Raw genomic sequence first — 24,396 nt, 5'->3', positions numbered from 1 at the left:
AAGTTAAGAGGCCGCACAACGCGGCCTTATAACATATAAGGATTCTCTCCTCTTGGTTCGTTACCTTCCGACGGTGCCAACTGCAAATTTTCAAGCTTGTCGATAATCGTAGTCAGTTGCTCACGCAACTGGGTGTCACTTCCCTGTTGTGACGCCTGATGCATTTGGCCAAGTAACTCAGTAATTGCAGCTAATGCCTGGGCACTGGCATCATCACTGTAGTTATCTACCTGCACACTAGCCGACTGAATACGTGCCAGTTGTGTCGTCAATTCGCTAATCAATGCTTGCTGAGTATCATTTTGCTTCGCCTGTTGAGATTCCTGTTGGCTGAGCAGTGACGCCAACACCTTATCCAGCGAGCTCTGATGATGCTCTAACCCTGCAACGGACTGCGCCAGTGCTTTAGATACTGCCTGAGCCTGAGCTGTCTGATTGGTTTGCTGCTGTCTGAGCACGGAGTCCAATGCTGACTTAAGCGTTGCCAGATTACTGGAAGCAAGCTGGTCACTGCTGGCCATCGCCTGACTGACTGCTTCGCTCAGTGCCTGCACCAACTCGCTTTGTCCTGACTGCTGATAAGCCACCAGCACTTCAAGAACCTCTTTGAGTTCTGCCTGACCCTCACGTGTCGCCGTGTCACTACTCTGCGCAGCCGAGTTTATTGCCGTCGTTATGGTGTCCAGCCAGTGCGGGAATTGCTGGTTATGCGCCAGGTTTTGTTCAGCAAGTTGCTCTAGCACTTTGAGAATGGCAGGCTGCTCGGCTTGTCGAGTCAATTGTTGCAGTTGCGCTGTCACGCCCTGCTCCCCAAGTACAGCACGCAACCCTTCAAACTGCTCGCTGTAGTTGTGACTCAGTTGCTGTTTATCCATACGTGAGGCTATCTGTGATAACGCACCACTGACCTCAGCCAGTTGCTCAACCGCCAGCAAAGCCGGACTCCCCGCATCATTAGCCCGATTAAGTCGTGCATAGTCCGCCTTAATCTGAGCCCAACGTTCACTTTCCTCAGCAGTGAGCGTGTCTCGCAACTCACCCAGTTTAAGCAGGTTTTCTTCACTGCCTTTACTCAGTGTTTGCGCTTCACCCCTGTAGTGATCCTGGATCAGGTTTTCGAGCTCTTCCTGATTCATAGCGGCAACGACCTTTTCCGCCATCTTGTTCATGTTGCGGTAACTGCCCTGCAACTTAAATGGCGGCTCGGTGCGATAGTTATCATCCTGCGCAGCCGAGGCAATATACTGAGCATTCACTTTGAGTACGGTTTCACGAATAACCAACAGCTTCTGAAGTACTGAACTGATCTCATTGACCTGTGCCTGAGAATAGCCATATTCGAGCTCGTTAAGCGAAATGTCTTCTCCCTGAGCAATACGCACCAGCTTGTACAAGTCGGCCATATTACGGTTTGCCAGTGGTGCAAGCACCGCATTCGATGTCAGCGCATTTTCAACAAAACTCATGGCAAACTCTTGCTCACACCCGGCCAGTGTATCCCCCAGGTTGTATATGTCTGCCCGGTTCGCCAGCATGTCCGGGATTTTAAAACTTTCACCCGATTCGGTATACGGGTTACCGGCCATGACCACCGCAAACTTTTTACCGCGCAGGTCATAGGTTTTACTCTTACCATTCCAGACACCGTCAATCCGGCGTGAGCCGTCACACAGCGAAATAAACTTCTGCAAAAACTCCGGATTGGTATGCTGAATGTCATCCAGATAGAGCATTACGTTGTTGCCCATTTCAAAGCTCTGGTTGATCTTATCTATCTCTTTGGCGGCCGTCGCATTAATCGCCTGAGACGGATCCAAAGAAACCTGATCGTGACCAATAGACGGGCAGTTGACCTTAACAAAAGTCAGTCCAAGGCGGTTTGCCACGTACTCAATCAAAGTAGTTTTACCGTATCCCGGCGGCGAGATCAGTAATAACATGCCCATTAAATCAGTGCGCTTGGCACTACCTGAAGCACCGATTTGCTTGGCCAGGTTATCCCCGATGATCGGAAAATACACTTTATCAATGAGCTGGTTGCGCACAAATGAACTCAGCGGTCTGGGTTTAAACTCCTCCAGTTGCAGGCGTGCTTTTTGCGCTTGCAAAACGTCGGCCTTTAGCTGTTGATAACCCTGATAAGCGGGCAAAGCCTGCTCAATATACGCACTGGTACGGGCCAAAAACTCAGCATAATCTAATGCCAGAGTCTGCTCTTCAATACGCGAATGCTGCCCCATCAGACCGGATACTTGTGTCTGCGCCTGGACATCCTTCACCTGATAGCTGAGTCCTTTGTGATCCGCAAGCAACAAGTAATTCGCCGCTTCAATCTGATCTTCACGACTAGCGCCATGTTGTTCGCCATACGCGCTCAGCCAGCCCGATGCCAGGCGGCACTTATCAGACAAAGTATTTAGTTCAGCAAAGGTGGCTTGCAGCGTTTGCCAGAAACCTTTGGCCTTGGCCATGCTCTGAAACTGCTCAGCCAACTTACGTGCTCCTGATTGCAGTTCAAACTGTGGCAGACCTTTACTGCGGGCCAGCACCTGAATGAGGTATTCAGCGCTCAGCGGGGCAGAATACTGCGCCAGACTCGCTGTATAATCGCCCAGTTGCACCCCAAAACTGCTTATCAGCTCACTCAGCTCACCAATTAACAGCTGGTTAAAGCGCGGATCATTGAGCGTACTGGCCATCAGTTGCGCCTGCGTTGCTTGTTGTTGCAACGGCTGTAACTGCGCCTCATCCAGTGTCGAGACAAACAGCTGGGCCATGACCCGACAACTGGCCGGATAAATCAGTAACCCAAGCTCATTTTTTTGTTTCAGTAGCAAGGTCAGGATCTGAGCCGCATCAAAGTCATGGATCCCTTTTTCATAGCCTTCCTGATATCTGGGTTCAGCAAACGCCTGGACTACACTCAGCAATGACTCCTCCTGCAGAGCACACAGTAGCTGCTCTATCGACAAGTCAGACTCACCCCGTTGCGCCGCACGCAGGATCTGGGCGGCTAAAAACTCGCCGCGATAAATCTCTGGTCGTTCGGAGGGTAAGGTTTGTGTCCAGTAGTCAGCCGCCTCTGCTAACTGTGAGCGGGCTTGCGGGTCAGGGATCACATCAAAGTACTCTGTCCCGGTCAGGTGTAGCATTAGCTCATCATCGCGAGGCAAGAGCGTCAGATCCAGTACCTGCTTGTTCACGCTAAAGCCATGTTTACCAATTTTGACCGTTTTACCGCCGTCGCTATAGATATCTTGCTTGTCTCTGAGCGAGCGGATCCCCTGATCTTTGCTGGCCTTGAGTTTCGCTGCAATGTCATCGGCTTTGACTTCATCGCCAAGTTCCTTCAGCTCCTGGGTCAGGCTACGTAGCTTGCTGATCATAGGGTCAGAAGCAAAATAACCGTTGATCTGATCCAGCTCAGTAAAATTCTGAGTACGTCGGCTCACGCCCTGTAAAATCCGCTCTGCAGCTGTGGCCAGATTCAGTGCCCGGCGCTGACGCTCGTCAATCAGCTGCTGTTTATGCGCTTCAAAACTTTCGTAAACGTCATCTCGTTTGGCCAGAATCTCAGCCAGAAACTCATCGTATTCACTGAACTGAGACTCCAGCTCCTCAAGCTGGATCAGCAATCGCGATAACTGCTCATCACATTGCTCAGGGGTTTTAGCAGCGCTCAGCGCACTGGTGATACTCTGACTGAACAGTTTAAAGCGCGCGGCAAACTCAGCCTTAGCCTCAACACTACCGAGGCTTTTGCGACGTATCTCAACGGCTGCCTTGGCACGGTTAACCAATGCATATACCGCACTCACATCCTCAAGAATTTGTGTCCTGACTCGGCTGTCTTCAATTTCCAGGTCCAGCATAGTGTGGTTTAGCAGGTCCAGCTCATCGCCCAGTGTTTCAAGTGAACCGAGGTAGCCTTTAAGTTCCGTGACACTGTCGCTTTGCTCACTTTTCTCATTAATATCCCGCAACTGCTCATGATAGGGAGCAAGCGCTTTATCCTGTTGCAGAAAAGCCGCCGTTGCATGACTGAGTACTTGGGTCTGTTCATCAATGTTGCTTTGGATAGCGCTGAGTACATCAAGGTTGATGTATTTCACTTCCTCCAGGCTGATCACTTTCCCTTTGAGCAGTTTCAGCGCATCCAGGCTGGCGACAAACTCACTGGCCTGTTTAAAACTGTCGGGGCGCACTTCACGCAATACCTGATGGCTTTCCTGCTCAATATCAGCTTCCGCCTGTCTGGCACTTTGCTGAATTTGGCTGACCTTTTCAAACTCATCCAGCACCTGCTCGGAGGTTTCAAAGATATCGTGCAGTTGCGTATTAATGGTGCTGAAATCAGCTTCCGCGAGCCAGTGATAGCGATCAAGTATCCCACGGGTATGAGAGATCAGATCTTCGTAATGAAAAACACTGGGATTTTGCTCGCTAATAGCCTTACAGACGCTGTATAGATCAGAGATGGCTCTGACCAGGTCCGGATTGCCTATGCGACCGAATACACTGGTCGGTGTAGGTGCATTAGCGGCAAACTGTGCCGAACAAAAGGGGCTTTGCCATATCTGAATAGGATGAACCCGCTCGGCTTCTTCCTGCTCAGCTTTAAAGGTCAGCGTTAAGCCATCTTCATAAATGCCATAACCATGACAATAAATGGGGTTTTGCAGATTCTTTTCGATGATATTGTAAGCAAACAGCGCATAACGGCCTTCGGCAGGCTCGTAAAACACATACAGCACGTCTTCACCGTTTGGCGATTTTAGCTGACGATGAAATTCCAAATCATCTATTTTTTCTTCAAAATAACGCGTCTGACCGGATTGCAGATAATAGCCGCCCGGGAAAATGATGCCGTGGTCTTCAGGCAACTGCACACAAGCCTGACCGATGGCATCCTGTCTGAGCACCTGCTGAGTACGACAATTATAAACAAAGTAACGCCACTGCTTTTCGCGATAAGGCTGGACCTTCAGCAGGATCAGCTCACCGACCTGTGCGTAATACAACTCACAGTCTGCCAATGACTGATTGCTGTCTTCTACCGGCTCGCTATAAATGCCTTCGCCAGTTTCAGTGTTGTTTTCAATCTTAATGGTCAGGTCACCACCGACAGTTTCGACAAACACTTTGTCGAGCACATTAATGTGCGGGTGCCGGCCTTCCTCATGCTGGGCACGATCTGTCCTGGTCCATTCAAAATCAAAGCCGCTGTGCTCCTGAATATCTCGTTCACCGCGGTTATCTATGTAGTCCAGCGTATTATCCGCGGCAATTTGCCAGCGAAATACCCTGACATCACTCAGTCGGTCGCCAATCTGAAAGAGCGCAAACAGCTTGCCGCCTTGCACAAACAGATGCTGCAAGCGGGTTTCTTTGTAATAAGTATAAAGCTCGTCAAAGTCCCTTAAAAAGCGGGCATCGGTCAGAAACTTGGTCTCTGACGGATACGGCTCCACTTCATAGTGGTCGTCCTGCAACACCAGCTTTTGTACGCTGAATACATCACTGACATGCGTACTTTGCTTCAGGCCCATAAAGACGTTGTACGCAAAGATCAGCTTATCACCAATCAGCACTATGTCTCTGGGAATGCAATTGTGCTCAGTTCGAACCCGGGCTCGACCCTGTACCTTCAGCTCAGTGCTGCCAAAGGCGTCAACGCGTTGATCATTGAGTATATCAACCTGAGTGCGCAGCTCGCTGCCGAAATTACTCAAGCGGCGCTTTATTAGCTGATAAGAGCCCTGCTCCAGTGCACTGTGTGACTCAGTATCCTGACTTGTTGGTTCAGTCATATCACTTTCCTGTAATCATATCGGGTGCGTGAAACCGAATTGTCACCACGCACCTCAAAAAACATTGGGGCTATGCCCCTTTTCAGGGATTTATTCCTCTGTTGTGTTTTTAGCTGAATTACCGTTCAGTGAATTGCCCAACAGGCTAAGCAATTGTTGTTTCTCAGCATCCGACGTGTTGCTCAGCTGCTGGAAAAACTTGCTCATATTGATGTTCTTAAGTGTCTCTGATGAAGCATTTGCACCCGCCAGTACGCCCTTCAGGTCGTCCATCAGGTTACGCTCACCGTTGAGGTGATCTTTAAACACAGTCTGCATAGTCTGACTTTCATTGACCAGGCCATCGATGGATTTGCCCAGTGTGATGGCGTTCATAAACTGGTTAAAGAACTGACCGTCACCACCCATGAAGTTGATGTCTGCATCGCTCAGTGCTTTAGCCAGCACTTGTGCCTGATGAGCAGCAATGTCTTTGTTTGCTTCCAGCTGTGCCAGTGTCAGTTCTTTTTGCTGGTTCAGTTGCAGTGTGAAGCCTTCATAGTCGCGGGCGTCTTTATCCATGGCGTTAAGCGCCTGCAGTTTCTCTTCCAGACCTTTGGCTTCGGCTGACATTCTGCGCTCAAGGTTAATCGCTTCTGCTTCACCCTGTTTCTCCATGGCATCTGCCATGGCAGTCTGTACTTCGGCATCTGCCAGGCCAATATCGCGTTTACCATGCGCTTCTGCCTCCATCTTCTGCTGTAGTACTTTAGCGTCTGTTTCACCCTGCAATGCATTAGCTTGTGCTTTGGCCTTAATCACGTCAGCTTCTGCCAAACCTGATGCAGCTGCCTCAACCTGCGTTGCTTCTGCCAGGATCTTCTTCGATTCAGCCTGTTGATTGGCAATGCGCAGCTCAGCTTCAGCCATTTTTTCCATTTCACGGGCTTTAAAGTCAGCGGCCTGCTCTTGTGCTTTAGCCGCTTCAATGTCTTTGACTAAGGCCTCTTCAGCTTCAGCCTGAGCGCGGATCACTATGGCCTGTTTGTCACGTTCAGCAGCAGCCAGCGTTTGCACATCTTTGATGCGCTCCTGCTCTTCCGCCACAGTTTTCTCAACAGCCACACGGTCGCGTTGCACATCGGCTATCTCTTTACGTTCTACTTCCAGCGCTTTTTCTTTATTGATACGCAGGATTTCGGTTTCTTTTTCACGCTCAATCACTTCGATTTCACGTGAACGAGCCACTTTTTCTTCTTCAATAGCCAGCACGCGCAGACGGTTTTGCTCAGCGATATCCACTTCACGCTGTCTGTTTTGCTCTGCAATCTGAATTGCTTCATCGGCTTTGAGGCGCGCTTCTTCAGACTTCAGACGCTCTTCTTGCTTAACGCGCTCAGCTTCGGCTTCTTCGCGTGCCTGAACGGTTTCAATCTCACGCTTTTGCTTCGCCATGGCGTCTTCTTTCTGACGCTCAATTTCCAGCGTTTTTTCCAGCGCCGCCTGATTCTGGATCTCGATTTGAGCCTGTTCGTCACACTTTAATTGGTTGGTTTCAACGTTTTGTGCTGCGGTTTTTTCAGTGATACGGCGAATACCTTCCGCATCGAGAATATTGCTCGCATCCAGCTTATGGATTGATGTTTGTTCCAGATAGTCGATGGCGACATCTTCTAAGGTGTAGCCCGACAGGTCCTGACCAATCACTTCTTTGATCTTGTCGCGGAACTCATTGCGGTGCGTGAACAACTCCTCGAAGTGCATCTGTTTACCCACGGTTTTCAGTGCTTCAGAGAACTTGGCTTCAAACAGCTCTTGCAGCGTTTCTGGCTCAGACGCACGCGCACACCCGACTTGCTTCGCTACCCGCAGTATGTCTTCTTTATTTTCATTAACGCGGATATAAAAGGTAATGGCAATGTCGGCACGGATGTTATCTTTACAGATCAAGCCACTGCTGTCGCGGCGTTCTAGCACCATGCGCTTGGTAGAAATGTCCATGACTTCCATCTTATGGATCACCGGGTAAACAATGCCGCCTGTGGTGGTCACATCGGGTTCATTTTTCATTTTATTGATGATCAGCGCGTGGCCTTGCTCCACTTTTCGATAGAATTTGCCAATCAATAAAATGACGGCAAAAATGACGACAACCGCTGTACCGACGATAGTCAAAACAGGTCCAAGGTTATTTAAAAATTCCATATCTCTTCCTGATAAGTTTTATAAGTTATTCCCGGGCGCTTATCCGGCGCCGTTTTTAAAGTTGAGCCATCACCAGGGGTTGGTGACGATTGTGTAACTATGAGTTGTTGCGTTGTGTTCAATCAGCAGTGCTTTATCACCCTGAGTAAACGTATTTTCTTCATCACATCTGACTTCGATCAATTGCTCGGTGCCCTCATGGGAAACGCGTGCCTGGCCAAATGTAGTGGTGACTTTTCCGGTGGCAATCACACATTCCAGTCCGACCAGCGCATCTTTACTGCTGGTCTGCTGGCTGTCGAATACCCCACGTAACGGCCTGACTAACGCTGCTGCCAGAGGCAATGCCACAACCAGACTCCCCAGCATAAATGCGCTGCCAATCAAGTAAAACATGACGCCATCGCCGAGCAAGTAGGCAAATAATTTCTGTGCGTAGTAACTGACTACCCAGCTCAGTGCAACGATTAAGCTGATGGAAACAGTCAAAGGCACGCCGCCAAAGCCCATTTGCCATAAGGAACCACCTTCCGCGCCTCCTTCAGCTTCGATATCCGCATCACCATCAAGCATATCGGGGTCAGCAAATCCAGCCAATGAGATCAGCCAGAACAGCAATACAATCAGTAATAATGTAGAGTAGATCACCGTAGGAAAAGTGAAAGCCGTGTTTAAAAAGTCCATATTTCCTCCTTACACGGTTGATTATTGCATTTTTAATAACAAAAGAAGCATAGCGTGGTATTCATGAACAAAACACCAAGTTGAGCGCCTGCATGGTAAATAAACGTAAATACAACCCACAGCAAACCTGACAAGTGTGATTGGATTTACCCCAGCCCGAGTTATTACGAGTTGGGTATAATGTGCGATGGGAAGATTTCTTCACCCCCTTTAAGTTAACATGATGCGGTGATAAACCACGCTATAAAAAAGCTCTGAAGCTCTCTTTACCACACAATCAATCTGCCACATTACGACATATTATGTCAAATCCTTTGTTGCACTTTACTAGATTTTAGCACCACTCTCATCATTATTTACTTGCTTTTCAGCACTGTTAAGTTTAAATGACAGGAACAAGGAATTGATATAGTGAGACATATATGGAGCCATTACTGACAAGCCGTAAACTGCTGCTGGTCGCTCTGCTGCAGAGCTTTTTCCTGATCATCCTGCATCAATCTGTTGACTTCGCATTTTGGCCGGGCCAATCACCACACTGGCTGTTTGCCGCCTATTCGTTGGTGATCTTTCTGCCTTCTACACTCATTTTTTCGAGCTTCACCCAACTCAACAGACCTTTTTATATTCAACTGGGAATATATGCGCTGCTATTCACGCTGTGTGGCTTTTATGTGGGCAACCAGTTACTTCCCGAGCGCGCACCCATACCATCACAAGTGTGGCCGTATCCGCTGATAATCTTCCTGGCTTCAGTATTGCTTATTCCATGGCTTACCCAGAACAGCCGGAAGCGCTGGTTGCCCAGCTATGATCTGCTGAGCCAGGCCATGGGGCGTTTTCTGTTGGTGTTTGCAGCCGCACAGCTATTTACTTTATCTGTGCTTATGCTGTTGATGCTATGGGCCAGTTTGTTCGAAGTCATCGAAATCAGTTTTTTCACCGATCTGTTTTCTGAGCCCTGGTTTTATTACCCGGCCATCACATTAAGCCAGGCTATTGGCGTTATCCAGGCACGCAGCCGAAGTAATCTGGCGAATCAGTTGTTTGCCATATGCCGTAACTTTGCCACCCTGTTGTTACCCGTACTGATCGCTGTGGCCATGCTGTTTTTCGTGGCGGTTTTGTTCAGCGAGCTGGATACACTTTGGCAAAATGGCGGCAGCAGCCTTATCTTTGTGTTAGTTGGTGCCATCGTCTTGTGCCTTAACCTGTCGGGTGAAGCATTGACTCAGCGTCCCTGGTATCGCCATTTCATTGCACTCGGGCTGCTCCTGCTCCCCTGCTATCTTGCACTCAGCGGCTGGGGACTATGCCTCAGAATAGAGCAATACGGCCTCAGCCTGGCCCGCTTGTGGGCCGTGCTCATTGCCTCAGTCAGCATGACAGTTTGCGTGGGCTATGTGTGGCAGTTGATCACCCACAAAGCCACCTGGTATACCAGATTGAGCACAGTAAACCGACCGGTCACTTTAAGTTTGCTTGGACTGCTGATTGCCACCCAAACGCCCTTGCTTGACTTTCGTGGCATGAGTGTCAATTCTCAGATAGACCGCCTCATCGCAGGGATCACTCAGCCAGCTGATTTTGACCCTCGTTACCTGGTAAACGAGCTGGGCCGAAAAGGACTAACAGCACTCGAATCACTGCAAAATAACATAGATGACGAGCAACTAAAGCGTCGGATCCACACCGCGTTGACCCTGGAAACTAAGCCCCTGACGACACAAACCTTATTAGACCTGATTGACATGCCAGATGCACAGAAACAGGCATTGCCCCAGGAGCTAGTGACTGCACTGGAAGTATTCGCCAGACACAACACGCATTTGTTCAATGACGCGACTGAACTTATGTTACGACCCATTCAGCTGGACAATACACCTGAGGCAGAATATCTGTTTATTGCTAATACTCAGCATCGGGTGGAATTAAGGGTGTTTTATCTGGGTGTTATTGATGGCGTGCAGGGCTGGCAATCTGGCTACATGGACCAAAAAGTTTATGGAGCACAATCAAAAGATCTGCTGGAAGCGCTTAAAACTGACAACTTTGAGATTGTTGAACCCAGGTTCAAAGACATTAAGATTGGTGAGCACAGGTTAGAGCTGCACAGCCCGTTTTAACGGGCTGTGAGTTTTGCTTTAAGGTGATTGCGCACTGCAGGCCATTCGCTGGCCAAAATGGAATACACTGCCGTGTCACGGATAGAGCCATCAGCCAGAATCTGATGGCTTCTGAGCACCCCATCCAGTTTAGCGCCAAGACGCTCAATGGCCTGCCTTGAAGCATGATTGAAAAAGTGCGTTTTGAACTCCAAAGAGAGTGCCCCACACTGCTCAAACAAATTTTCCATTAACAGTAATTTTGCCTCGGTATTAACCGGCGTACGACGCACTGCAGCGCTATACCAGGTATACCCAATCGAAGCGCGTTTGTGCTCAGGTTTAATGTCGTAGTAGCGTGTGGTTCCCACAATATGGCCACTGGCAATAGACCTGACAACAAAGGTTATCTGATCTTCACCCACCTTACTCAGTGCCTTTTCGACATACCCTTGCATTTGCTCCGGAGCGGGCACGCTGGCATACCAGAGTTTCCAGCTTTCGCCATCCTGCACAGCTTCCTGCAACTCCTCAACATGCTCAATAGACAGCGATTCTAACCGAATATACTGCCCTTCCAGCACGGTATTTTTTATCCACATAGTTTACATCCTGGTGTTATAGATAAGAGTGTTTAAACTGCGCATACTGCGTTGAATTCAGGAAATTCTCACTGTTACTGATATCTGCCAGCTCTTGTTCAGAAAACTGAATCTCAAAGATGTCTTTCATAAAAGTCAGTAGCTCAACTGCAGCATCGTGTTCACCAGTGATGAACGCAACCTGTAACATGATCAGATAACCATACGCGCCTGAAGCATTACGATACAAGGCATCTAAAGCGATACCAAACGCTTCGCGTTTCTGTCCAAGTTGAGCCAGCACCATAGCTTTTTCCATCAAAATTGGCGGGCTGAAACGTATATCCTCAGGCAGCTGTTCAAATTTAGTTAGTGCCTGCTCATATTGCCCCATAGTGCGATACAGATTTGCTTCAAATAAGCCCTGATAAGCCTGATTCCCCTCCTGAAGCAAGGTTTTGCATAATTCCTGATGCTGCTTACCATCACAGGTTTCTATAGAGCGAAATAAGGTTTCATGGACAATGGGCAATGATTTTAGCTCTGAGGGCAATTGTTGGTACTTTTCCAGCGCCAACTGCGATTCTTTTTTCTCCATAAGATCCGTGATCGCTGTTACCACTTCTTCGTGTCCGGCCGCTTCAATCTGCTGATCATATTGCGCGAAAAAGCGCACTACGCTGGAGCGATAGCTTCGGTTGTTCACATCAACCAATTTATAGCCTTGTTTTGTGAGGGTAATATCCACCAGCGCAAAGGTACCGTTGTCATGCGAGAAGATATACTGGCTAAGCCAGTAGTCACCTTGCTCACGACTGTGGGTATAGAAAATGTGGTCAAATGAAGACAAGCCCATCATCGCCCCGGCTGAGACAAAGGCACTTTTCAACGCAAACTTGGGGTCGTCTATTCCCAGTTCATTTTTTACATAAGTTTCACTTGCATCTCGGTCGATGAGTTCTAAAAATGCATTTTCGTTGGGGTTATTCAGCACATACTCCACCTTTTTGTTCGCTTCATAAACCGATGCTGACGATTCAATAAAAGCGGTTTTTTTGGTGGACGCACACCCAGACACAACCAAGATTAAAACCAGCAGACTTAATATGCGCTTCATAGTGATTCTCCGACAAATTTCATCTTAGTTTTGTTCTCAAGTTGCTTAACAAAATCCTTAAATAAGGTGTAGTGAGGGTTAGTCGTCACTTCGCTGACTGTGCCGCCAAAACCACTATACTTGTTGGCCTGTTTAAGCTTACTTAGGTGCGCAGGCACCGCCTCAACCGGCACGGACTCCTGAAGGGCCTCATACTGAGCGTGAAAAGTCACTCGGCGGCGGTCATACTCCATGGCACTATCGATTCGCACATAAGGATCGGCAAAGGATTTTTGATAGGCCAGCGCACTGAAGTCAATATCTGACGGCATGAGCAAGGTGACACGCTGAGACAAAGACAGTGGATATACTTTGGCCAGTGGCTGCTTACGGCGTACGGTTTGAGGTAATTTAACGTATTGGCTGACATTCCCTGCGGCAAGGTAGAATTCAGCAGCCCCATCTTCAAGTGGTTGCCAGAAATCAGGCACCCAGTAAGATTCCACCACAGTGATCACGTTGTCCTGGCGATTATCCGCAAAGCTAATCGGTGCTTTAACCTGTACGCCGGGATAAAATTGCGCATAATAGTTTAGCGAATGATCCTGAAACACCTTTTTTTCTGAAGAGGCCAGTTGATATCGCAATCGTTCAGCCTGCCAGCCATAATACTGTGACTCAATCCGCCATTGTACGGGCGACACATAATCAGGGGCGATAATCATCTCATTAATATCAATACCATGGCGTGCCGATTTTACGGTTACTGTGGTCAGAGCGCCTGACTGGCTATCCACCAGCAAAGCGCTGCCATAATCAGGTTGATACAAACTAGACAATCTGCTGCCCTGATAGTTAATCGTCGGATCAACCCAGAATGTCTCACCATCCAATGTAAAGTGAGTAATGACATGGTTAAAGGCGCTGTGCGTTGGCAAATACTCACTAATATGGGCACGTTTATCCGTCGACACCAAGGCAGGTTGGGCATCTATATCTAGCTCACGCAGCAAAGTATTCAGTAGCAGCGTTTTATCTTTACAGTCACCAAAGCGTTTCTCAAATACCTGGTGAGGCATGTTAGGTTGATGCGAATTGACACCCAGCTCAAGGCCCAGATAACGGATTTCATCCTGTACAAAGGTGATCGCTTGCTCAATTGCCTGGTGCTTTGGCAATGCTTTAAGTTCAGCGATATAGGCCTTAAGTTCAGGGCTATGTTCAGTGTTTACCTGAAACAATTGCGCCGCCCAGTCCTGCACTTCCAGCCAGGAATTAAACTCAGTGAACTGAATATAAGGAAAAGGGCTGAACCAGCCAGGTAGTTCGTTTTCAACGGTATGAGCTACGCTGTTTTCGACACGAACCGTAAAGGTTTGCGTACCATCGCTTTTCTGGTGTTGCACCTCGGCATTAGGGTTACCGAATACTTTGTGCGCTACTTGTTTATCATCTGGTAAGGTGAGCTTAAAGGTCAACAGATCGACCGCAACGCCCCAGCCAAGGTTATCAAAGTAGCTGAAACGATCACCCAATACCGGGTTTTTGCCGGACAAACTGTAGCTGTAGTCAAGTTCGTCACCGACGCGGATATCCTGAAGCAAGATCAGGGCATCAAACAAACCCAGATACATATTATTTTGCTGGTCATCTTCCGCGTTGATCACTTTAATATCCTGCGGGGTTAACTGATAAATCGCTGTGCCATCGCGAAAGACAGTGACATTGTGAAATACCAGTTTTTCATACGCTGGATTGAACCGCACTCTGACAGTACTGCCTTCCTGAACGCCGGCAGCATCGGTAAACACATAGCGGTTATGAGAAAAGGACGTCTGCTCTGCATTGTCACTCACCTGACTGTCAACCAGTCGATAATGAAGCGGCTTACGCAGGCTTTCAGGTAATGCCGTTAATGGCTGCTTAGTAACCCAACCTGGGGCAGACGAAATAGTCACATCAGGACGCTCACCGAGTGCCTGGACAGGATTAAACCAAACCATCAGAACGATGGCGAATATGATGTATAGCTGCTTCATAATACTCAACTTTTTGCTCTTCCCTGAACAGCTTGTAGAGCTATCAGGCTTCTTTTGGCACGAAAACGCATCAGTTTATACAGACCGACATAGGCAAGCAAGGTACTCAGGTAACACTTTGTTAATCACCAACACGACCACCTGCCCAGTCATGGCGTAGTGACTCTAGGGGTTAATGGCTTTCTCAGAATAAGCCTGCGTGCCCCATAAAGGCACCGTCGACAAACTATGTTTAAAGCTACCCGAGGTTTCTTTAGTGGTATAAGAGAGGTACATCAAGGTCTGATGTTCGGAATCATAAATACGCCTGACCTTCATGGCTTTGAAAAACACACTTTTTGACTGTTTGAACACCACTTCGCCAGACTTGCTTTTGTCTATCTGGGCTATCATTTGAGGCGTGATTTCTCCGGTCTGACGACAGGCAATAGAGCTGTCGCTGGGATCTGACAAACTAAGATCGGCCTCAATGCTGGCAACATGACACGTTACGCCTGTGACAATCGGATCCGTCATTGAATGCAACTTGATGTCCTTCAATGTAAACAGACCAAGAGATACATCGCCCACTTCACTGTCTGAGCAGGCACCAAGTAACATCATTGCTGGAAGCAGTAGTAGTCTTTTTTTCATTCTCTTTCCTGAGATATGTGATTTTATTCAGTTTACCATTGTTGCACAAACCTGCTATTAAAAATATGGCTGACACAGTAAGCCACTGGTATTTATTACAAATTGGTCTAGCTTTATGAATCTATTCATCACCGTTCAAGGTAACCCATGGAACTGACACACCTTTCAAAAGCCACAGCCAAAAAACTAAAATTACTTGTAGAGCGCATTGAAGATAGCCATATTCCCCCCTCAATGCTGGATGAAACCCTGAATATTGCCACCTGGAATATCCGCGACTTTGGCAAACGCAGCCGCAGTGAGCTGGCCATTGCTCTGATCACGCGTATTCTTTACCAGTTTGATCTCATTGCCATTACCGAGCTCAGAGATGATTTAACCGATTTCAAACGCGTGATGCATATGCTGGGCCCGAACTGGCAATTTGTGATCAGTGACTGGCAGAGTGACTTTGGCGGCAACTGGGAACGCACCGCCTTTGTATATGACAAGCGCATGGTCCAGTTTACCGGCCTCGCCGCAGAAGCGCAGCCCGACAGGCAAAAAGTAGGTGACCAGTACGTCAGCGAGCAATCCTGGTGGCGTGCCCCCTATATGGCCTCATTCAAAGCTGGCAGTTTTGATTTCATGATGCTGGCCATGCATGCCCGTTGGGGCACCCGCCCGGGTCGCGAACAGGAGCTGGCCAGTTTTGGCGACTGGATAAAAAGCCGCTGGGTAGACAACGCTGACACGGTATTTGATGAAGATCTCATTGTAGTGGGAGATTTCAACATTCCCCGAATTGGTGATCGCTATTACCAGGCGCTCACCCAGTCAAGCGGATTACAGATGCCAGTGGCGCTGGCAGACATCAATGACACTGCAGCAAGTGCCGGTAATAAACGCTATGACCAAATTCTGCATCGTGCCAGACATGCGTTTAGTTACGCCGACCAGGGCGGTGTAATTGACTTTGCCGCCAATGGTCTGATGGCAGCGTTATTCGATGACACCGGCATCCCTGAGAGTAAATGGACCTATGAGCTGAGCGATCACTTCCCGCTCTGGGTTCAGATCAATACCAATAACGAGCTGGCCATACTTAACAACATCATTCAAAACGAGTAACAAAATATTACCTAAATAATAGACAAGTATTTCATTTAATAGCACAATGCGTTTTGACGAATGATACCCGTCAGCTTGATAACCTTGCCTGCATTGAAGTGTGGAATGCTGTCGATGGCAACAAATGTGTCAGCACCTGCCTGTGACTCAGGTGCTGTATGACCCCATCTTTAACCATGTAAGCAGCAGCGCCCCCCCAAACAGGCAGGATATTAACGCATCCTGCTGTGGTATCTTTGTTGAACAAAATAAGTGTAACGACGACTTCAATAAGGAAGAAGCAATGAAAGACACGAAAACCCTCACGTTAACTCTAATCTCTGGCGCGATGGCGTTATGTGCTATTCCTCAGGCCCTGGCCTCTCAATGCGACATTGTGATCCCTTCAAGCCATCATTTGATCGATGGCGACGCGCTGGCAGTGGTTGCTGGTGACACCATCTGCCTGGCAGCCGGGGAACGTGGTCCGCTGCGTATTCGCAATGTGCACGGTGAAGCAGGTAACCCGGTCGTGATCCGCAACGAAAATGGCACGGTTACAACTACACCTTACGAGTACAGCATTGCCGTGGAGAAATCCTCTCAATTGCGCATTACCGGCAGCCGTGATGAAGCTGGCTATGGTATGCGTCTTGGCGGCACAGTAGGCATTGGTGGGCTAAGCGAGTACATTGAGATTGATAATCTAGAGATCTACCGCGCGCGGTTTGCAGGCTTGCTGATTAAAACAGATCCAACCTGCGATCCGGCCACCTGGCAGGAAAACTTCACAATGCGTGGACTCAGCGTTCACCACAACTACATTCACGACACAGAAACAGGCGAAGGCATGTACATCGGCTACACAGGGAAGAGCCGCAAGCTGGAGTGTGATGGTGTCGCAACAACGGTATATCCGCATAAGCTGACTGACGTGGATATTTACAACAACACCCTGGAGAACATTGGTGCCGATGGCATCCAGCTTAACTCAGTGGCTGGGGATGCAACGATCCGCAACAACAAAATCTACCGCACTGGCGTAAGTCCCTTCGATCCTAAATATCAGAACACTGGTATTCAGGTTGGCGGTGATCATGTGACAGTATCAGACAACCTAATCTATCGTAGTGGCGGCAATGGCATGATGCTAGATGGCGACGGTTTGAAGATTCATAATAACCATATTCTATACGCAGGGGAAAACGGTATTTTTGCCCGTAATCCAGCGCAGCAAGACAACACGGTATCTGGTGGCGATGCCCATGAATATAGTGAAAACCTCATTGTGCACCCACTTAGTTACGGGATTAAGCTTTATGCAACGAATACGGCTACCCCTAACTTGATCAAAGAAAATACCATCGAAAACCAGGGTCAGGTTGATGCAGCTAATCGCCCGATGACCTACTCTTATCTGAACAATAATGTACTCAGACTAGAGCTAAACAACCGTCATTACGTGGTTGAGTAGCCAGCTCGCTGATTTTTGAACAGTAGAGCATAAACAGGCTCTACTGTTCATATCTCCCATCCAAAGTTACAACTTATCAGCTACCGGCATGGCCGAAACGTACTGATTTAGCAGTGGATTTTGATGTACACGCGCGATACTCTGCTGGAGATCAGCCAGCTGACTGCCGTCAAGACGTTGCTGTTTTACCTGCCTCAGGGATAATGGATTAATGGGTTTGCCATGCCTGTGCACTTCATAGTGTAAATGACGCGCCTGAGACAATCCTGTGTTACCCAAATAGCCAATTACCTCCCCCTGTCTGACACGGGTGCCTGGTTTCACTCCCTTTGCAAACCCATTAAGGTGTGCATACAGCGTGTCATAGCCATTCGCATGGCGGATCACAACCCGATTGCCGAAGCCACCTCCCCACCCTGCTTTTTTAATAGTCCCGTTACCGGCAGCAAAGATAGGTGTACCAACAGGTGCGCCGAAATCAAGCCCGGCATGCAAACGGGTGTATCCCAAAATAGGATGTTTACGACTACCAAAAGTTGACGATAATCGCGCGCCATTTAACGGAGTTTTAAGTAAAAAGCTTTGTGCCGGGCGACCATCAGCAAAGTAAAAGCCGCTTTGCCCGCCCTCAGTGTGATGGTGGTATACAGCCAGATCCTCTCCCTGATTTTGCAACCTGGCGAACTTTAGCTGGCCCGCTTTTTCAAGCTGCTGTTGCAGGCCATCCTTCACCGATAAAATAGCTTTGTCGTACATCATAGTTAATGCATCGCCCTGATGTATTTCGCGCTGAAAATCCACAAAGTGTGAAAACACCGTGATGGTCTGATTGATCACATCCAATGGCACAGAATCCTCAACCAGTGACTCATATAAGCTTTGTGTGATTGCGACATCATGGACAGACTGGGCCTGACGAGTGTCCAGTTGATAGAGACGCTTGTGCCACTGGCCCGTCATCGACACATTCAGGCGCTGCGCGAATCCGGTTGCCAGGGTAATAGAGCTCAGTTTGCCTTTTGTGATATCAATTTTTATCTTTTGCCCAACCGGTAGCTGACTCAGGTTCACCTCAGGTGCCATTAACTTCTGTAAACTAAACACCTGCCGTTCGCTCACACCATAAGGTTTCAGCAAAGCAGTGAAAGACTGGCCCGCTGACAGCGTCAGGATCTTGTGCTCAGTGTTTGGTGAATGCTCAGGCGCAGCGGGTGACTGAGCGGCGGCAGGTTGCTGAGCCAACACCGATTTGCCATTGTTCTGGTTCACATTAGGCTTCTGTTCAGCGACAACTGACGTATCCACATTATCACATTGCTCAAAGGCCTGTTCAGGTAAATCAGACACAAGGGTGCTTAACACCATGCCCAGAGGTATGGCGATCATCAAATGGTATTTCATAATTTAGTCCTTTGGAAAAATACTCAGCGGATCAAGGCGTTTTCCGTCAGCCAGGATCTCCAGATGTAGATGAGCCCCGGTCACCCGGCCACTGTCACCTAAAGTGCCGATGACCTCTCCAGCAGATACCCAGTCACCTTGTGACACAGCAATACTATCCAGATGGGCATATAAACTCTGGTAACCATTGCTGTGCTGGATCAGTACCGTTTTACCATAATTTTTTGCCAGGGTTATCTCATCGGCCACCAGCACTTTTCCCGTTGCCATCGCGCCAAGAGGCGTGCCTTTTGCTGCAACCATGTCAAGCCCACCGTGAGGTTTGTGATTACGAAAGGCCCATACGTGACCAAAGTGAGAACTGATCTTGTAATCATTCATTGGTAGTTGCCAGTTAGGTGTCTGAGGACTTAATAAGGGTCTCACCTGGAAAGAGACGAAAGCGCTAAACATGGCGATCGCCAGTATATTAAGTGTGACAAAACGATGCCGCGTTTTCACTGGCTTCATGATTTGCACCAGGCGACTTTTATAATCAGCCAGGGATAATGCCTGCGATGCAAACCCGGCGACTGCATTGGGTGTCTTGTTTAGTGTGCTGTGCTTCAGGGCATCCAGTAAAGTGGCTGCGTACTGTTGCCGATCAATGCCGTAACGTCCTATGGTTTGCGCATCACAGCGTGCCTCCATGGCATTAATGAACGCTGCTTCCATCCTCGCAATAGCTGGGTTAAACCAGAACAGGCAATTGAGTACTTGCCATACCATAAGGGCAATATGATCTCTGTGAGCCAGATGCGTTACTTCATGCAGCAGCAGAGTCCTCTGTTTATATTCAGGTAAAGTCGCAAAGTATTGCGGCATCACGATAGTCGGCTTTTTAACCCCCATAGCAAACGCCGTACAATTCAGAGGTAGCACGTATACGGGCACTTGACGGCCTTTGATCTGAGTAAGCGATGAAAAAGACGCACTAAGGTCTGCCTGGAGCGGCTCGGCACTGCTCATTAAAGCGCGCAGGCTGGCAAGCTTGTTGAGTAAACACATCCCCTTACGAATGCTTTGCAGTACCATCACGAATATCAGCGCGATAAATATCCACAAACCGCTCCATTGGTTCTCAGTCGTCAGCATTATCTCAGTGCTTAACTGCAGCTTTCCCGCCTGCTCACTAAAGTCATACAACACCGTCGGGATCACTTCATCCAGCGTCATCTCAGGGAGCGGTGCAAAAGGCACAAAACTGAGCACTAACAATGCCCACCATAGGCCGGGGGCGAGCGGGTGGTGACGACTCAGAAAGCGACCCACCTGCACCAAGGCACCACATACGAGGCACCACACCAGTACCGAGAGAAGAAGAGAAAGTAACGTTGCCAAACTCATTTTATTAGCCCCGCTTATCCTGCTCAGATAATGATTCCAGCAAGTGCTCGAGCTCTTCCAGCTCCTGTGATTCAATCAAACGACTGTCAGCAAACATAGCAACTGGTAATGGGCCATCCAGTTCCAGTACATTTTTAGCAAATTCCTGAGCGTAAGCGGCCAAAGTGGGTACTTTCTCAACCTTCGCGGTGTACGACTTTTTATTGCCTTGCTCACCAATGCTCAACAAGCCCTTATCGCCCATGCGCTCAAGTGTTTTACGTGTTGAAGAATATGACCAGTTGAAACGATCAGCGATGGCGTCGTGAATCTCTTTTGCAGTACGTGGCTCCTGTTGCCACAGTAGCTTGAGGATCTCTAGTTCGGTGGTGTTGGGTTTCATCTCTATTATTCTTTTGATGTGACACTTGTCGCACTTTAACAGTTAAAAAAGTGCGACACAAGTCACACTTTACAGAAACAGCTATAGAATGGTTTCCAAACAACTGAAAATTAGCCCTTTCTTGCTAACCTCTGACTTGCAGGCAATACTATTTATATCTTTGTAAACCTGTGACTGTGGCAAAAGTTGACCTCAAACAACCGCCGTTTTGCGAAACTTGATACTTTTATGACAGTTAAGTGATACGGGCAAGCTGCTTATTTCTGTGATGTTTGCCCAATAAAATGGGGCAAACAATGGCAGAGACATTTCAGTTATTAGGTAGTTTGCTTGGCGGCCTGGGGATTTTCCTGGTTGCCATCGGAATGATGACCGACGGCCTGAAACTCGCTGCGGGAAGTTCGCTACGTAAAGTACTGGCGACCTGGACTAAAACCCCGCAGCGGGGCATCGCTTCAGGTTTTTGTATGACCGCGCTGGTCCAATCTTCCAGTGCAGTCACCGTGGCGTCGCTGGGTTTCGTTAATGCCGGCCTCATAACCATGCATCAGGCACTGGGCATAGTTTATGGTGCCAATGTTGGCACCTCCGTCACTGGTTGGCTGGTTGCCGCAGTGGGCTTTAAGTTCAATATTCAAGCCATTGCGTTACCTCTAATTGGTTTAGGCGCGTTGATGAAACTGCTTCGACCACAAACCCGGCTCGCATCCGCAGGGCTCGCACTGGTCGGCTTTGGCTTGTTTTTCATTGGCATAGATATACTTAAAGGCGCATTTGAACATGTCGTCACAAGGTTTGACCTAAGCCAGTTCACTGCTCAGGGTCTGACCGGTATGCTGACATTTCTACTGGTCGGTATTGTCATGACCACACTTACACAGTCGTCCAGCGCCTCCATTGCGCTCACTATCACGGCAGCAGCCAGCGGCATGATAGGTCTCTATGCGGCTGGAGCCATGATCATAGGTGCGAACATTGGTACTACCTCAACCTCTGTACTGGCAGCTATTGGCGCCACTTCTAATGCCAAGCGCGTGGCTGCGGCTCAAGTCGTTTTTAATGCACTCACGGCACTTGTCGCCTTTGCAATATTGCCCGTACTATTTTACCTGATAACCCAGCTCACCAGCTTTTTTAACCTGACAGCCAACCCTGCACTGTCTCTGGCACTATTTCATACCCTGTTTAACGTGTTAGGCGTGATGCTCATTTTTCCACTCAACAATCGCTTGGCTGGTTTTTTGATGAAACGCTTTTGTAGTGCCGAGGAAACTGCCTCCCGGCCACGCTTTTTGGATGGAAACATTGCCCAGACCCCGGCACTGGCAACCAATGCAGTGCTGCTCGAAACTAAGTTAGTTGCCGATAAACTGCTGGCACAATACGAAAAATCCCAGCAACCTCTCGATAGCCTGGCCATAGAGCAGGAAATACATACCATCCAGATGTTATGCCAGCACATTACTAATTTCATTGTTACTGTTGAGCAATCAGCTCTGTCTGAAGAAACCACGGGTTTGCTGGCAAAATTAATGCGCATTGAACACTACCTGTTTACCTGCTGCCATTGTGTTGAAAAGCTCGCTCAGCTACAACCACAAAAAGCATTAGCCGAACATCCTGAACTGCATGCTCAGCTCGAAGAATACCAGTCTCAGCTAGGCCACTTTATGAGGACCAGCTTAGAAACACCATCAATGAACACAGAATCGTTTAAGGCCGCTCTCAGAGCACTGCAACAACTACACGACGACGTCAAAGACGATTTGATCCTTGCCGGCACCAACGCTACTTTGCCAATTGACAATATGGTCCGCAATATTAATGGTTTGTCCGATATGTGGCAGCTAACCCAGCAATGGCATAAAGCCATGCTGTTGTTATACCTCATTGACGAGCAGCTTAATCCAAACGCCTCTCCATAGTACTGTGGAGGCACAAAGCTTGAGTGCGAGTAAGAATAAGACAAAAGCGCCGGCGTAATCCCGGCCCTTGTACCATTCAGGCAGATAACTGATCTGCAAAAGTCAGGATGTTAAAAGTCACCTTTAAATTAAAGCACACCCGACGGGTCTCAGTACAGATTAACGCCGACCACCATGTCTCACACCTGCTGATTTATAAAATGCTAAGCACAGTCTAAAACCCTCTCTTATTGAGACAGGCAGTTGCAATTTTGCTAGCATGCCTGTTGTCTGATATATCTTTGGAAACCTTTACAATTGCGCCTTTTATCTCACTTACTTGCTTCATCTGTTTTACTGTCGGCAGTCATAGCCGAGGCAGCCCCAGTATACGTACAAGCTGGGCCTGGAAGTTTTAATCACGCAGCTCTCGACTTGCTGGCAGACCGTAACGCAGAGACCTTTCAACGCCTTTACTCGGGCACGCCTGATAATACTTACGCAACAGCTGCTGAAAATAATGCGTGGGCTTTCAGCGCACTGGCCAACTCCACCATCGAAGGGCAACTGGTCCCGGCCATTGTGAATGCAATGCGCAACTATCGGGTCATTGAACTCAAAGCGTCTGTGCATATGCCCATCGAAATGTGTGTATTCGGATTAAACAACACCAGTAAAATCACGCATGCAGCCTCTCACCCGGCAGCTCTGAAACAGATCAACCGGTGGCTCAGTGTGCATCAGATAAAAACCAAACCTGTGCCAAAGGGCACCAACGAAGCGGCTCGCCTACTCGCTGATGGAAAATTTAATCAAAACACAGTTGCAATCGGCAGTTGTGCACTCAAAGCAGTGTTTCCTAAGCTGACATTGCGTGAAGTGGGCATTCAGGATAACGCAGATAACCAAACCTTATTTGGCTTAATGAAGTTGGAAAAACGGCCTCACAAAGTCAACGTGGACGAAGCACGCGCAGCACTAAAACAGGTCGTGGTTCATGCTCAAACACAAATAAAAGCAAGAGCGGACTCCGGTAAATCTGTGTTTTCGTTAATTGATAAGCGCCTTGCTCAAATGCAGTCTGTGGCGCTATTTAAAGCCAACAAGCACAAACCCATTGAAGACTTATCCCGTGAAGTTGTAGTGCTCTCACAAGCGCTGGAACAAGCCAGACAGCAATGCCTGGATACAAATAGTGTGAAGGCATTTTTTCAGGCACAGATGGATGCGGCCAAGGCGATTCAATATCGATATCGCGCACAATGGCTGGCTGAAGGCGTGCCCAACAAAACGGCCGATCTCACCAAATTAAGACATAGCCTGAATCATCTCGGCTCAGCCATACTCGAAACACTGACCAGTCACCTGGCAAAACATGGCAACTTAACCCCGGAACTGGAGCCTGTTTTTAATGCTGTGCTAGTCACCGATAACTTAACAGGCAAGGACAAACAAAGACTTTACCGAGCATTACAAAGCGTGCGCAGGGTTAAGAACTGCCAGACAACCGACTAATCGGATCGCACTGATTTACCTTTATCCACCCGCCCTTGGCGCCGATAAAGCAGAACGGGCTGATATGATCAAAAAATACCGCCACTACATTGATAGTGACGGTATTTTTGCAT

Annotated in this window: 15 protein-coding genes; 5 read left to right on the top strand and 10 right to left on the bottom strand. The window is 48.3% G+C overall.

Going from position 1 to position 24,396, the window contains the following annotated elements; genetic code table 11:
- Positions 1 to 26 precede the first annotated feature (26 nt).
- The 3 genes from IY568_RS05735 to IY568_RS05725 all read right to left on the bottom strand — a co-directional run bounded on the left by IY568_RS05735 (position 27) and on the right by IY568_RS05725 (position 8,678).
- Positions 27 to 5,810: a DNA repair ATPase gene (locus IY568_RS05735; protein ID WP_194867005.1), complete on the bottom strand. Its 5,784-nt coding sequence runs from the start codon at positions 5,808 to 5,810 to the stop codon at positions 27 to 29.
- Between the two features lie 90 nt (positions 5,811 to 5,900).
- Entirely contained in the window at positions 5,901 to 7,994 is a 2,094-nt protein-coding gene (locus IY568_RS05730; protein WP_125557718.1) for an SPFH domain-containing protein, read from the bottom strand.
- Positions 7,995 to 8,063: 69 nt separating this feature from the next.
- The gene (locus IY568_RS05725; RefSeq protein WP_125557720.1) at positions 8,064 to 8,678 is read right to left on the bottom strand and encodes an OB-fold-containig protein; all 615 of its coding nucleotides are present in this window, start codon (positions 8,676 to 8,678) and stop codon (positions 8,064 to 8,066) included.
- A gap of 422 nt (positions 8,679 to 9,100) precedes the next feature.
- On the opposite strand from IY568_RS05725, the gene IY568_RS05720 reads away from it, so the two are divergent.
- The gene (locus IY568_RS05720; protein WP_194867004.1) at positions 9,101 to 10,804 is read left to right on the top strand and encodes a DUF4153 domain-containing protein; all 1,704 of its coding nucleotides are present in this window, start codon (positions 9,101 to 9,103) and stop codon (positions 10,802 to 10,804) included.
- Here the strand turns inward: IY568_RS05720 and IY568_RS05715 are convergent.
- The 4 genes from IY568_RS05715 to IY568_RS05700 form a co-directional block, all read right to left on the bottom strand.
- Entirely contained in the window at positions 10,801 to 11,385 is a 585-nt protein-coding gene (locus IY568_RS05715) for a GNAT family N-acetyltransferase (RefSeq protein WP_194867003.1), read from the bottom strand. The two genes, IY568_RS05720 and IY568_RS05715, sit on opposite strands and share 4 nt — an antisense overlap.
- Before the next feature lie 16 nt (positions 11,386 to 11,401).
- Positions 11,402 to 12,481: a tetratricopeptide repeat protein gene (locus IY568_RS05710; protein WP_194867002.1), complete on the bottom strand. Its 1,080-nt coding sequence runs from the start codon at positions 12,479 to 12,481 to the stop codon at positions 11,402 to 11,404.
- Positions 12,478 to 14,499, bottom strand: coding sequence for a DUF3857 domain-containing protein (locus IY568_RS05705; protein WP_194867001.1), 2,022 nt, complete (start codon positions 14,497 to 14,499; stop codon positions 12,478 to 12,480). The genes IY568_RS05710 and IY568_RS05705 overlap by 4 nt, the downstream gene beginning before the upstream one ends.
- Before the next feature lie 165 nt (positions 14,500 to 14,664).
- Complete coding sequence (locus IY568_RS05700) at positions 14,665 to 15,132, bottom strand: CreA family protein (protein WP_125557730.1); 468 nt, start codon at positions 15,130 to 15,132, stop codon at positions 14,665 to 14,667.
- A 147-nt stretch (positions 15,133 to 15,279) separates the two neighbouring features.
- On the opposite strand from IY568_RS05700, the gene IY568_RS05695 reads away from it, so the two are divergent.
- Together IY568_RS05695 and IY568_RS05690 are read left to right on the top strand one after the other, a co-directional pair.
- Complete coding sequence (locus IY568_RS05695; protein WP_194867000.1) at positions 15,280 to 16,242, top strand: endonuclease/exonuclease/phosphatase family protein; 963 nt, start codon at positions 15,280 to 15,282, stop codon at positions 16,240 to 16,242.
- Positions 16,243 to 16,525: 283 nt separating this feature from the next.
- Positions 16,526 to 17,695, top strand: coding sequence for a right-handed parallel beta-helix repeat-containing protein (locus tag IY568_RS05690; RefSeq protein ID WP_164517468.1), 1,170 nt, complete (start codon positions 16,526 to 16,528; stop codon positions 17,693 to 17,695).
- A 66-nt stretch (positions 17,696 to 17,761) separates the two neighbouring features.
- On the opposite strand, the gene IY568_RS05685 is transcribed toward IY568_RS05690, so the two are convergent.
- From IY568_RS05685 to IY568_RS05675, 3 genes are read right to left on the bottom strand one after another with little or no spacing between them, the layout of a single operon-like run.
- Positions 17,762 to 19,096 (bottom strand): M23 family metallopeptidase, encoded by a 1,335-nt coding sequence (locus tag IY568_RS05685; RefSeq protein WP_228553148.1) that lies wholly within the window; start codon positions 19,094 to 19,096, stop codon positions 17,762 to 17,764.
- Positions 19,097 to 19,099: 3 nt separating this feature from the next.
- Complete coding sequence (locus tag IY568_RS05680; RefSeq protein WP_194866999.1) at positions 19,100 to 20,482, bottom strand: M23/M56 family metallopeptidase; 1,383 nt, start codon at positions 20,480 to 20,482, stop codon at positions 19,100 to 19,102.
- Between the two features lie 4 nt (positions 20,483 to 20,486).
- A complete protein-coding gene (locus IY568_RS05675) occupies positions 20,487 to 20,864 on the bottom strand; it encodes a BlaI/MecI/CopY family transcriptional regulator (protein WP_125557739.1) in 378 nt (125 codons plus the stop codon).
- Between the two features lie 296 nt (positions 20,865 to 21,160).
- Here IY568_RS05675 and IY568_RS05670 point away from each other — a divergent pair, with 296 nt between their 5' ends.
- Positions 21,161 to 22,789, top strand: coding sequence for a Na/Pi cotransporter family protein (locus IY568_RS05670; protein ID WP_194866998.1), 1,629 nt, complete (start codon positions 21,161 to 21,163; stop codon positions 22,787 to 22,789).
- Between the two features lie 297 nt (positions 22,790 to 23,086).
- Positions 23,087 to 24,283 carry a gamma subclass chorismate mutase AroQ gene (aroQ, locus tag IY568_RS05665; RefSeq protein WP_194866997.1) on the top strand — a complete coding sequence of 399 codons (1,197 nt, stop codon included), beginning with the start codon at positions 23,087 to 23,089 and terminating at the stop codon, positions 24,281 to 24,283.
- Positions 24,284 to 24,396 lie beyond the last annotated feature (113 nt).

Origin of the sequence: Pseudoalteromonas sp. PPB1 (genome assembly GCF_015356275.1) — a bacterium.
Classification (GTDB): domain Bacteria; phylum Pseudomonadota; class Gammaproteobacteria; order Enterobacterales; family Alteromonadaceae; genus Pseudoalteromonas; species Pseudoalteromonas rubra_D.
Note: the sequence above shows the minus strand (reverse complement) of the source record. Positions and strands in the feature narration are given on the sequence as shown.